The 11,927-nt window shown below is 63.8% G+C and carries 11 protein-coding genes; 5 read left to right on the forward strand and 6 right to left on the reverse strand.

Going from position 1 to position 11,927, the window contains the following annotated elements; genetic code table 11:
* Nucleotides 1–13: 13 nt before the first annotated feature.
* From IVB19_RS03595 to IVB19_RS03610, 4 genes are read left to right on the forward strand one after another with little or no spacing between them, the layout of a single operon-like run.
* Entirely contained in the window at nt 14–973 is a 960-nt protein-coding gene (locus tag IVB19_RS03595) for an ABC transporter permease (RefSeq protein WP_007597394.1), read from the forward strand.
* Nucleotides 939–1,856 carry an ABC transporter permease gene (locus tag IVB19_RS03600; RefSeq protein WP_007597392.1) on the forward strand — a complete coding sequence of 306 codons (918 nt, stop codon included), beginning with the start codon at nt 939–941 and terminating at the stop codon, nt 1,854–1,856. Before IVB19_RS03595 ends, IVB19_RS03600 begins: the two co-directional genes overlap by 35 nt.
* Nucleotides 1,856–2,851 (forward strand): ABC transporter ATP-binding protein, encoded by a 996-nt coding sequence (locus tag IVB19_RS03605; RefSeq protein WP_085350758.1) that lies wholly within the window; start codon nt 1,856–1,858, stop codon nt 2,849–2,851. The genes IVB19_RS03600 and IVB19_RS03605 overlap by 1 nt, the downstream gene beginning before the upstream one ends.
* The gene (locus IVB19_RS03610) at nt 2,848–3,816 is read left to right on the forward strand and encodes an ABC transporter ATP-binding protein (RefSeq protein ID WP_007597389.1); all 969 of its coding nucleotides are present in this window, start codon (nt 2,848–2,850) and stop codon (nt 3,814–3,816) included. Before IVB19_RS03605 ends, IVB19_RS03610 begins: the two co-directional genes overlap by 4 nt.
* Nucleotides 3,817–3,840: 24 nt before the next feature.
* Here IVB19_RS03610 and IVB19_RS03615 read toward each other — a convergent pair whose 3' ends face one another.
* The 3 genes from IVB19_RS03615 to IVB19_RS03625 form a co-directional block, all read right to left on the reverse strand.
* Nucleotides 3,841–4,488 carry an HAD family hydrolase gene (locus tag IVB19_RS03615; protein WP_026232488.1) on the reverse strand — a complete coding sequence of 216 codons (648 nt, stop codon included), beginning with the start codon at nt 4,486–4,488 and terminating at the stop codon, nt 3,841–3,843.
* Nucleotides 4,489–4,553: 65 nt separating this feature from the next.
* A complete protein-coding gene (locus tag IVB19_RS03620; RefSeq protein ID WP_018453223.1) occupies nt 4,554–6,458 on the reverse strand; it encodes a sensor domain-containing diguanylate cyclase in 1,905 nt (634 codons plus the stop codon).
* Nucleotides 6,459–6,616: 158 nt separating this feature from the next.
* Complete coding sequence (locus IVB19_RS03625) at nt 6,617–6,838, reverse strand: dodecin (RefSeq protein ID WP_018453224.1); 222 nt, start codon at nt 6,836–6,838, stop codon at nt 6,617–6,619.
* 302 nt (nt 6,839–7,140) lie between these two features.
* Between IVB19_RS03625 and IVB19_RS03630 the strand changes: the two genes are divergently transcribed.
* Complete coding sequence (locus IVB19_RS03630) at nt 7,141–8,142, forward strand: glycoside hydrolase family 16 protein (RefSeq protein WP_018453225.1); 1,002 nt, start codon at nt 7,141–7,143, stop codon at nt 8,140–8,142.
* A gap of 72 nt (nt 8,143–8,214) precedes the next feature.
* On the opposite strand, the gene IVB19_RS03635 is transcribed toward IVB19_RS03630, so the two are convergent.
* The 3 genes from IVB19_RS03635 to IVB19_RS03645 all read right to left on the reverse strand — a co-directional run bounded on the left by IVB19_RS03635 (nt 8,215) and on the right by IVB19_RS03645 (nt 11,804).
* Nucleotides 8,215–8,772 carry an HNH endonuclease gene (locus tag IVB19_RS03635; protein WP_007597381.1) on the reverse strand — a complete coding sequence of 186 codons (558 nt, stop codon included), beginning with the start codon at nt 8,770–8,772 and terminating at the stop codon, nt 8,215–8,217.
* Between the two features lie 214 nt (nt 8,773–8,986).
* Nucleotides 8,987–9,964 carry a peptidyl-alpha-hydroxyglycine alpha-amidating lyase family protein gene (locus IVB19_RS03640; protein ID WP_018453226.1) on the reverse strand — a complete coding sequence of 326 codons (978 nt, stop codon included), beginning with the start codon at nt 9,962–9,964 and terminating at the stop codon, nt 8,987–8,989.
* Nucleotides 9,965–10,016: 52 nt separating this feature from the next.
* On the reverse strand, nt 10,017–11,804 hold the full coding sequence (locus IVB19_RS03645) for a flavin-containing monooxygenase (protein WP_247299277.1): 1,788 nt from the start codon (nt 11,802–11,804) through the stop codon (nt 10,017–10,019).
* Nucleotides 11,805–11,927 lie beyond the last annotated feature (123 nt).

Genomic DNA, 11,927 nt, shown 5'->3' on the forward strand with positions numbered 1-11,927 from the left:
GCGGTCCTTCTTCATGAGCCAGTATGTCCTGCGTCGCCTCCTGATCGCGATTCCGAGCCTGCTCGGAATTTCGCTCGTGCTGTTCGTCGTGCTCGCACTCGCCCCGGGCGATCCCTTCTCCGAGCTAGCGACCAATCCGAACGTGCCGCCCGAAGTCGCTCTCGCGCTTCGGGCGAAGTTCGGCCTCGACGATCCGATCTACCTTCGTTACCTGCACTGGCTCAACGCCATGCTGCACGGCGACTGGGGTTTCTCCTTCGTCAGCCGGATGAACGTGGACACGCTCATTCTCCAGCGACTGCCAACGACGCTGTACGTGATCGGCTCGGCGCAGATCCTTGCGCTCCTGATCGCGATCCCGGTCGGGGTCTACGCCGCGACGAAACCTTATTCGCTGTTCGACCAGGTCGCCAACACGCTCGCCTTTGTCGGCTTCTCGCTGCCGACCTTCTTCACCGGCATCCTGTTCATCCTGATCTTCTCGGTCACGCTGGACTGGCTGCCTTTCGTCTACACGACCGACATCAAGGGCACGGGGATTCACTGGGTGCTGGAGATGATCCGTCAGGCGATCATGCCGGTGGCGGTGCTCGGCCTGTTCCAGGCTGCGTCGATGACGCGTTTCGTGCGCTCGGCGATGCTCGACGTGATCCGGCTCGACTACGTCACCACCGCGCGCGCCAAGGGCATCGGCCAGAGGCGGGTGATCATCAAGCATGTGATGCGCAACGCGATGATCCCGGTCGTCACGTTGATTGCGTTGCAAATCCCGGCGGTGTTCGGCGGCGCCATCGTCACCGAGCAGATCTTCCGCATCCCCGGCATCGGCTCGCTGCTGATCTCCTCCATCCTTTCCAACGACACGCCGGTGGTGATGGCCGTCACCTTCGTCTTTGCGTGCCTGGTCGTGCTGTTCAATCTCATCGCGGACGTTCTTTATGGCTGGCTTGACCCTCGCATCTCCCTCCGCTGAGCGGCGCGTCTACTCGCCCTGGCGCGAGACGTGGCGGCGCTATAGCCGCCACAAGCTTGCCGTGGTCAGCGCGTTCCTGCTCCTCGTTCTGATCCTGGCGGTGGTGGTCGGCCCCTTTATCTGGCGGGTCAAGATCGACGACATCGACATCGTGGCGGGCATGCAGGGGCCGTCGCTGGCCCATCCCTTTGGCACCGACGATCTCGGGCAGGATATCCTCGCCCGCATGATCTATGGCGGGCGCATCTCGCTCGCGGTCGGTCTCGCCGCGATGCTGGTCTCGGTCTTTGTCGGTGTGCTGATCGGCGCGCTCGCCGGCATGTCGCGCGGCGCGCTCGGCCATGGGCTGATGTGGCTCACCGATCTCTTTTTGTCGCTGCCGCAATTGCCCCTGCTGCTGCTGCTGATCTATCTCTTCCGCGACGGGCTGAAGGCAGCGTTCGGCCCCGAGGGCGGCATTTTCATCCTGATCGTGCTCGTGATCGGTGGCTTGCGCTGGATGCCGGTCGCCCGCCTCGTTCGCGCCCAGTTCCTGTCGATCCGCGAGAAGGAATTCGTCGAAGCCGCGCGCGCTCTCGGAGCCAGCCCGGTACGGCAGGTGGTGCGCCATATCCTGCCCAATGCGCTCGGTCCGGTGATCATCGCCGGCACCATCGACGTGGCCGCAGCCATCATCGCGGAATCGACGCTGTCCTTCCTCGGCCTCGGCTTCCCGCCGGATACGCCGACCTGGGGCCGGCTGCTTTATGACGCGAAAGACTTTCTCGACATCGGCCCGCACTGGGCGCTGTTCCCGGGCGGCGCGATCTTCATCGCAGTGGTCGCCATCAATTTTATCGGCGACGGCCTGCGTGACGCGCTCGATGCGCGGCGGGTGATCTGATGGCGCCGCTGCTCGAGATCAAGGGACTGAAAACCCACTTCTCCACCGACGACGGCATCCTCCAGGCGGTCGACGGTGTCGACATCTCCATCAACCGCGGCGAGACGCTCTGCGTCGTCGGCGAATCCGGTTGCGGCAAGACCGTCACCGCGATGTCGATCCTGAAGCTGATCGCGATGCCGCCGGGCCGCATCGCGGCAGGCGAGATCATCTTCGAGGGCCGCGATCTCGTGCCGCTGACGAGCAGTCAGCTCGACGAGATCCGCGCCAAGGAGATCGGCTTCATCTTCCAGGAGCCGATGACCTCGCTCAATCCGGTGCTGACCATCGGCGAGCAGATCGCCGAAAGCCTGCGCCGCCATGAGAATGTCACCAGGAAACAGGCGCTCGATCGCACCATCGAGATGCTCAAGCTGGTGCAGATTCCCAACGCCGAAGGCCGCGTGCACAACTATCCGCATCAGTTCTCCGGCGGCATGCGCCAGCGTGTGATGATCGCGATGGCTCTCGCCTGCAAGCCGAAACTGATCATCGCCGACGAGCCCACCACGGCCCTCGACGTCACTATTCAGGCGCAGATCCTCGACCTGCTCCAGGACATGAAGGAACGCTTCGGCATGGCGGTGATGCTGATCACCCATGCCATGGGCGTCGTCGCCGAGACCGCGCAACGCGTCGTCGTGATGTATGCCGGCAAGGTGGTGGAGGAGGCGCCCGTCGACGACCTCTTTGGCAATCCCGGCCATCCCTATACCCAGGGACTGATCCGCTCGATCCCGCGCATCGATCTCGCCAGCGAGCACAAGGTGCGGCTGGAGGCGATCGGCGGCTCGGTGCCGATCCTGATCAATCCGCCGGTCGGCTGCCGCTTCGCTCCGCGCTGCCGCCACGCCATGAGCGTCTGCACCGAGAGGGAGCCGCTGCTGCGCGAGATCGCGCCCGGCCACCGTATGGCCTGTCATCTGGGAGATACGCAGTTGGGAGGCGCAGCATGACCGAGCCCCTGCTCCGCGTCAGCGGCCTGAAGAAATATTTTCCCGTGCATGGCGGCCTGTTGTCGCGCCAGGTCGGCAGCGTTTATGCCGTCGATGGGGTCTCGTTCTCGGTCAACCGCGGCGAGACGCTCGGCCTCGTCGGCGAATCCGGCTGCGGAAAGTCGACGACGGGACGCTGCGTGCTGCGCCTGATCGAACCGACCGACGGCGAGGTCGTGTTCGACGGTCAGGATGTCCGCCAGCTCGGCGGCAACGATTTGCGCGCGATGCGGCGGAACATGCAGCTTGTGTTCCAGGACCCGTTCGCCTCCCTCAATCCGCGCATGACGGTCGGCGCCATCCTCGGCGAAGCCCTCGTCATCCATAAGCTCGGCTCATCCGCCAAGGAGCGTGAGGATCGCGTCGCGAGCCTGCTGGTGAAGGTCGGGCTCAAGGCCGAGCACATGCGCCGCTATCCGCATGAATTCTCCGGCGGTCAGCGCCAGCGCATCGTGATCGCGCGTGCGCTCGCGGTCGAGCCGAAACTGATCGTCTGCGACGAACCGGTGTCTGCGCTCGACGTCTCGATCCAGGCGCAGGTCATCAACTTGCTGGAAGATCTCCAGGCGGAGCTGAACCTCACCTATCTCTTCGTTGCGCACGATTTGTCGGTGGTCGAGCACATCTCCGACCGGGTCGCGGTGATGTATCTTGGCCGTATCGTCGAGCTCGCCAAGGCCAGCGACCTCTACCGCAATCCGCAGCATCCCTACACGAGGGCGCTGTTATCGGCGGTGCCGGTGCCCGATCCCAAGCTCAAGCGCGAGCGCATCCGCCTCAAGGGCGACGTTCCGAGCCCGATGAAGCCGCCGTCGGGCTGCCACTTCCACACCCGCTGTCCTATCGCCCAGCCGCGTTGCGCGGAAAGCGCACCGGAGCTGAAGGAGGGAGCAGGCGGGCACTTTGTGGCGTGCCATCTCGCCTGACGCCGGGAAAAGCGGATCGCGCATTCATGCGTGAAGCAGGCCGTGCTCCGACAGGGCCCGCCTGAAAGCCTCAACCGAGGTGTGGTGATGCGCGAACAGGCCCGCCTCTCGCGCACCGGCGACATTGGCCATGAGATCGTCGACGAACAGGACGTTCTCCGGTTTGACGTCGAGCTCCGACAGACAGAGGCGGAAGCAGCGCGGGTCCGGCTTCGCCGTCTTGAACCGGGCCGAGGCGTAGATTCGCGAGCCGAACAGCGGTGGCAATTCCGGCAGCAGCGCTGCGATATGGTCGGCGACCAGCGTCGTGTTGTTGGTCAGGACGGCAATGTCGACGGTTTGACGCAAGCTGCCGACAATCTCCAGCATGGCACGATCGGCCTGCATTGAACGGCGTCGCGCCTCGATCCACTCGTCCAGTGACAGCGGATAGCCGATGCGGTCGCCGAAACCCCGCAAATAGTCCGCGGCATCGAGTGTGCAGGAATCGCCGAGCAGCTCGAAGCCGCTGTCCCAGATCGCCTTGTGGACGGATTCGCTCGTGGTCCCCGCAACCTTCGCCAGCCATGCGACACGCTTTGCCGTGTCGTAGTCGCAGAGGACATTGTCCATGTCGAAGAGGACGAGTTTGATTTGACCGGTCACCGCAGCACTCTCGGATTGGCCGAACATCCGGCCGTGATCCAAGCCATACCGCGCTGGAGCGCAGGCAACAAATCGGGCCAGCGGTCGATCCGTCACGCGCTCCTGGCGGGCCAGGGAACGACCTGTCCCGACATCACCAGCCGGTCACGGCCGTTGTCCTTGGCGGCGTAGAGCGCGCGGTCGGCGGCGCCGACCAGCGTGCTGCAGTCCGCCGTGGTTTGGGACGGCAGACTCGTCGCGCCGCCAACGCTTGCGGTCACCAGGCGCGAGGGGGGACTTTGCGCATGCGGCATGGCGAGATCGTGCAGAGCCTTGCGAATCCCTTCGCCGACCTCGGCGCAGCCCTCGGGACCGGTGTTCGGCAACAGCACGGCGAATTCTTCGCCACCGTAGCGCGCCGCGACGTCGGCCTGGCGCTTGGTGTGGGTTGATAGGATCCGGCCCAGCGCGCGCAGGCATCCGTCGCCCGCCAGATGCCCGTATTGGTCGTTGAACTTCTTGAAATGATCGACATCGATCAGCAGGAGCGAGAGCTGCGTGCCATCGCGCCGGGCCCGGGCCCATTCCTCGGCGAGGCGCTCGTCGAACGCGCGCCGGTTGACGAGTCCGGTGAGGCCGTCGGTCGTTGCAAGCGAGGCGAGCTTGTCCTGAAGATCCTTCTGCTCGGTGATGTCGCGCACCACCGCGACGACGCCGTCGATCTCACCGCTGTCCGACGCCAGGGTCACGTGCAACGCCGCCTCCGCCCAAATCTCGCCCTTGTCGCGATGACGGTGGCGATAGACGAACCGCGTCTCCTCGGCCTCGCCATTCTTAAGCGCGGCGATAGCCTGCTCGACCCGCTCCATGTCGTCGGCGTGAATGCCGGCCAGGGCCGAGGTGGATAGCAGCTCGTCGGAGGACCAGCCCGTGATGCGTACGCACGAGGGGGAAACGTAGAGCAGCCGGTTGTCCAGCCCGATCCGGGTCACCATGTCGCTGGATTGCTCGGCCAACAGGCGGAAGTTTGCTTCGTTGACGACGAGGGCCTGGGCCGTGCGCTGCCGCTGTACGAGCTGACGGACCAGGTAGAAGCCGATCACCGCGATCAGCAGCACAAGGCCGAGGACGAAGGTGGTGCGCGCAGCCGCGGCTTGCCGCCACGGCGCCAGCACGTCGTCCCGCGACTTGCTCGCCAGCACCATTAGGGGATAGCGGCTGCTGCGTTGGTAATAGCTCAGCCGCTGGACGCCATCGAGCGGCGACTTGAAATAGTAGACTGCTGCGGCGGGGCGACTTTCCCATCCCTTGAACAAGGGCGCATTGGACAGGTCGCGTCCGACAAAGGCGCCACTGTCGTCGCGGCTGCGCGCCAGCATGATGCCGCTATCGTTGAGCAGCGATGCCGAGCCGTTCGTACCGATGTCGAACCGCTCGTAGAACTTGACGAAATAGCCGACGTCGATCGTGAGCAGGGCAACGCCGGCGAAGCCGCCGTCGGCATCGTTGATCCGGCGGGACGCGGTGACGACCCATTGGCCCCCGGCTCGACTCTTCACGGGCGGTCCGATCAGCGTGCCCATCTCCGGCGAGTGCCGATGACGCTGGAAATATTCGCGGTCGCTGTTGTTGAGCTTGGAGAAGTCGAGCCGCTCGGTCGTGGCAAGCCACTGCCCGCTCGCGTCATAAACGAAGATGCCGCGGATCCGGTCCGATGATTTTCGTGTCGGCAGATAGGCCTGAAGCTTGGTGATCGTGTCCGGACCCGTCCCGTCGATTTCGAGCCGGTGGACCAGGCCTACGAGGATTGTATCAACGAGTTCGAAGGTGTCGTCCGCGTGCTGGATCAGCGAATGCGCCAGATTGGCGACGTCGATCTCGGCGTTCTTGAGATCGGCATTGCGTGTTTCCCATTCACGCCAGGCGCTCAAGCCGAGGATGGCGAAGCAGGTCAGGATGACGAAACCCGCTGCCCAGAGCGGAAGGCGCGTCTTTCCGAGTTCGCGGCCCGTGGTCATCAGGCTTGCTCCATTTCGGCGCAAACCTCTCACTTTGGCCTTAACGGGCTGTTGCAACTTCCGTGCGGATTGTGCGCTTCCGGTCGGAACAATCCTCGACAATTGACGGGCTATCGTCGAGCTAACCAGGCTGACCCCGCGCGCCGGGCCTTTCTGCCTCACTCATCCAGCGTGAAGCCGACCCGCAGCGTCACCTGGTAGTGGCGCACGGCACCGTTCTCGATATGGCCGCGCGTTTGCACCACCTCGAACCATTTCATCTCGCGAACGGTCTTTGCGGCCCGGCTGACCGCGTTCTTGATCGCATCCTCGATCGACGTCTCGGACGATCCGACCAGTTCCAGGATCTTGTAGACGTGATCCGTCTCGCTTGTGGCCATGACTATTCTCCCCTCGTGCTGTGGCGGGACCGGATATGTCTGTCGCGGACAACTGGCGCCCGCGCGACATCCGGCCTCGACTCTGAACGGATGCCGGCGCCCCGAGTTCCGTCCCGGCAGGAGCCTGCCGCTCGCCTTCCGAGCGCTGCCTAGGCGTCCCAATTTTTCTAAGTGCACGAAAATCTGGATCGCGTGTGCAAGCGGCGCTCCTGAATTGGCGCGCGGTCGCCGGCCCGCTCTTGCCGGTTCCGATATGAGTAAGCTAACCTTGGCCTTTCCTCTGGCGTCTTCGAAGTGCGGTGATGATCGAGCGTTGGACGAGGGGCGCTCTGGCTGCGATCGGTCTCTGCGTTGTGCCCGCGCCGGCCATCGCGCAGGACGATCTCGACGGTGCCCCGATGAGCATGTCGCTGCAGGTCACGACCGATCCCTCCACCATCGAGTGCCGTCGGCTGGAGAAGGTCAATCCGGCCTCGCTGGTCTTCTTGCCGCTACGCCGGACCTTCAACGAGGATTTTGACGAGCATCCGCTGGCAAACGGACGCTGGGTGCCGCATTACGCCGGCGGCGCGGCCTGGCCGGAGGCGCGTTACTGGGGCGGCGACGGCTCCGACTTCAAGCGCAAGACCAGCGCCAATGGCGAGCAACAGATCTATGTCGATCCGCGCTATGCGGGGCGCAACGCGGCGCCGCTCGGGCTCGATCCGTTCAAGGTCAAGGACGGCGTGCTGTCGATCGTCGCCAGCCGTACCCCGCCGGGGTTGAAGCCGGTGCTGTTCGACAACGAGTACATCTCCGGGATACTGACGACCCAGGGCACGTTCGCGCAGAAGCACGGCTATTTCGAGATCCGCGCCAAGGTGCCGGTCGGGCACGCAGTGTGGCCGGCGTTCTGGATGCTGGCGGATGACGGTGGCTGGCCGCCGGAGGTGGACGTGCTGGAAGGCCGCGGCGAAAAGCCGGGCGATCTCGTGATGACGACGCATTGGCGGATTCCCTCGACCCAGAAGATTCAGTCCTGCGGCTTCGACTTCGCGGTCGGCGACGCGTCGAGCGCATTCCACACTTACGGTGTGCTGTGGGAGGAGGATCGCCTGGTCTATTTCATCGACCGCAGACCGGTGTCCGACATCAAGGTGCCGATCGGTTTCGACGATCCCATGTACATGATCGTCAATCTCGCGATCGGATCCAAATTCTTTCTCGGCGTCGGTCCGGTCGACGCGGAGTCGCCGCCTACCGTCGCATTCGAGATCGACCGGATTTCCGTCTATCAGATCGATCTGGAGCAGGCGCGCAGATAGAAGCTCGCTGATCTCTCCCGGCGTTGGGCGGCGCGAGTCAACGATGGATTGCCGAGGGCCTGCACGCCGACGTTACGGATCCAGCTCCGTATCCCAGTAGAGATAATCCAGCCAACTGTCGTGCAGATAGTTCGGCGGGAACAGGCGGCCGTTACGGTGGAGCTGGTGCACGGTCGGCGCGAAGGCGTGCTGGCGTGGAAACATCTTGGCCTGCACCGGCGTCAGATTGCCCTTGCGCAAATTGCAGGGGGAGCACGCCGCGACCACGTTCTCCCAGGTGGTCTGGCCGCCTTTGCTGCGCGGGATGATGTGGTCGAAGGTGAGGTCTTCGGGCGAGCCGCAATATTGGCAGGCGAAACGATCGCGCAGGAAGACGTTAAATCGGGTGAAGGCAGGGTGGGTGGTCGGCTTGACGAAGGATTTGAGCGAGACGACGCTCGGCAGCTGCATTTGCAGCGTGGGGCTATGGACCGCCTGATCGTAATGCGCGACGATGTTGACGCGGTCGAGGAATACCGCCTTGATCGCGTCCTGCCACGACCACAAAGACAGTGGGTAGTAACTCAGCGGCCGGAAGTCCGCATTCAGCACCAACACCGGCCAATGGCCTTGCGAGACATGTGCGTTCAAGTAACGCTCCTGGCCTCCAATGTACGCTGCGAAGCAGCACGTAACTGACATACTACATGCAGCGTGACGGGATTGTGAAGCCCGTTGAGCGACTTATTCCGGCACAAGCAATGCGGCCGGGGGGTGGCAAAGCGCGCAAAACGCTGTGATTTCCAAGTCCGAGGCCGTTGAGGCAGCGTCATCCTGACAGCGCGACGTGGATGTGCCGAGGCAGCTACTCCCGCACGCGCTCCAGCTTCTGCAAACATCGCGTCGCGCGCACCACGGCCGGCATCTCCTCGTCCGGAAAGCTGGTCTTCCAGTCGGTGACGCCGACCTCGCCGACATAGATGTCGCCCCTGGAATCCAGTGCGATGCCGTGCGGCGCCAGGAACTTGCCGCTCGCAACGCCCGGGCCTTCCTCGCCACCGAGCCGCGCGATGCGGTTGCCCTTGGCGTCCACGATCGAGAGCCGCGGGCCGAGATTGGGCACCTTGCGGTTGACGGCCAGGCCAGGGCCGAGTTCCCCGATGACGAAGGTCGGGCTCTTAGCCCCACCGCAACAGCATAGCGCACAAGGGCGGTGCAGATTGTTCCACTGCGTCTCGTACTTGCCGTTGCCGTCGAACACCTGCACGCGGTGGTTCTCGCGGTCGGCGACATAGACAAAGCCGTCGGCGTCGGTGGCGATGTTGTGCACGATGTTGAACTGGCCGGGATCGGTGCCGGGTTCGCCCCAGCTTGTCATCAGCTTGCCGCCGGGCGTGAATTTGTGCACGCGCGCATTGCCATAGCCGTCGGAGACGTAGATTTCACCCTTCGGCGACAGCGCGGTGTGGGTGCAGCGGTGGAAGGGATCGCCGCTCATGAACGGCGACGGTTTCTCGGGGATGCCGATCGTCAGCAGCACCTTGCCGTCGGTGGTGCACTTGCGCACGGTGTGGTCGCCGTCATCGGTGCAATAGAGATTGTCGTCGGCATCGATGTGCAGGCCGTGGGCGCGCGAGAACAGGCCTTCGCCCCAACTTCGCAAGAAATTGCCCTCGCGGTCCAGCACGACCATCGGATGGGCCCCGCGGTTGAAGACGTAGACGCGGTCCTTGCTGTCGACCGCGACCGAGGCGACGTCGGTGAGCTGCCATCCGTCCGGCAGCTTTGCGAAGTTTTCAACGACGCGGTAGCGGTGCTCGCCGGTGCCGAGAATGGCTGGCATGAATTCTCCTCTTGTTCGTTATCGTGGTGCGACACTGCTTCTACGGTGTTGTTCAAGCGGTGCTCGCCGCTGCCGCTCCAGCCTGCCCCAAAATCCCTTCCTCGATCGCCTTGATCTGCAGCGCCAGATATTTCGAGTTGATCCGGCATTGCGCGAGGCTGCCGGCGATGAACCAGAGGCCGGGCTGCCTGGTGCGCGTATACATGTTACGCAGCTCGAGGCCGTCGCCAAAGCCCCAGATCGGGCCGACCCGGTCGGCGACGGCGTCGCCGAACAGTTTCTGCACCAGATATTCCTGTGTCTTGTAACCGGTCGAGAGCACGATCAGGTCGGCCGAAAGGGTTGTGCCGTCCTTCATGCGAACGCCCTCGGTGACGAAGCTCTCGATGTCGGAAAACTGCCTGAGCTTGATCGCGCCCTCGATGATGAGGTTGGAGCAGCCGACATTGAAATAATAGCCGCCGCCACGGGTGAGATATTTGAACTGCCAGCCGGTGCCGGCCTCGCCGAAATCGAGCTTGAAGCCGACGCGCCGCAACCCGTCGAGCAGTTCCTTGTCGAGCTCCTTCGACTGCTCCGTCAGCATCACATGGGTCTTTTTCGCGAGCGGTGTCGGCATCGAGGTCGCGATCAGATCGTTGTCCTCGAGCGTGCCCTCATTGTAGGTCGCATAAGCGAGTTGGGCCGACGGCTCGATATTGGTGACGAGCGTAGGTGAACGCTGCACCAGCGTCACTTCGGCACCACTGGAGTGAAGATCCTGCGCGATGTCGTGGCCGCTATTGCCGGTGCCGATGACGATGGCGCGTTTTCCTGTCCAGGTCTCGCCGTCCTCGTAGCGGCTCGAATGCAGCAGCGTGCCCTTGAAGTTATCCAGGGTCGGAATGACAGGCACATTGGCGATGCCGCTGACGCCGGTCGCCATCACCACATGGCGCGGGTGCATGATACGCTCACTGCCGTCGGTGTGCCGCAGTGTGACGGTCCAGTGGTCTTTCGCATCGTCGTAGGCGCCGCCCTCGAATTCGGTTCCGGTCCAGAAGTTCAGCTCCATCGCCTCGACGTAAGCTTCGAACCAGTTGGCGAGCTTGTCCTTGGGGATATAGGTCGGCCAGCTCGGCGGAAACGGCATGTAGGGCAAATGATTGACCTGCACCTGGTTATGCAGGGTCAGCGCGTGGTAGCGCTTGCGCCAATTGTCCCCGATCCGTGCCTCGCGATCGACGATCAGGGTGTCGATGTTCAACTGTTTCAGCCGCGCCGCGATCGCGAGCCCGGCCTGGCCGCCGCCGACCACCAGCACGGCGGGATCGCGATCGGCGTAGTCGCGCGAGCCGTTGCGCAAGTCCAGCCAGTTCGGTCCACGGAAGTCGCGCGAATAGGCCTGGCCGCGCGGCCGCGAGGTGCCGAGCTGCTCCTCGAAGCCCTTGAGCTCGTCGAGCGCGGTGAGGAGCGTCCACGCTTTCAGGCGGTCGCCGTCGGTGGCGTCGGGCACAAGCCTGACGATGCCGCTGCCGCGCCCCAGTGCGGTTTCGAAATTGAAGATCACCTCGATAGTGTTGGTCCCGGCACGCGTCACCCAGCGCGGTGGCGCTCGGTTCGGCGCAATCTTGAAGCTGCCCGGCGCAGCCTTTGCCGCGAGCGTTGTCAGCTCCCGCTTGATCGAGTCGCCGCCGCCGATCGTTTGCAGGTTCCAGCTTAGTGCCAGCACATCGCGCCAATAGCTGTCGGCGAGGAAAAGACGATCCAGCGCAGCGCTATCGGCTGCGCCCAGCGTTAGCTCGACCTCATCGAGCCAGGCTTGCGCGGATGCGACAATGTCCTTGGTCCTGTCCAGCATGCGCGACCTCGTGCCGTCTCCGCGGCGTTTCCTCTACGGTCGAAAGCTATACTGTTTCGCAGACGGCCAATAGCCGATTACCCGAGCAGTGAGAACATGTGGCCCTGCTTCAGCGGAATGCGC

Origin of the sequence: Bradyrhizobium sp. 187, from assembly GCF_023101005.1 — a bacterium.
Taxonomy (GTDB): domain Bacteria; phylum Pseudomonadota; class Alphaproteobacteria; order Rhizobiales; family Xanthobacteraceae; genus Bradyrhizobium; species Bradyrhizobium canariense_D.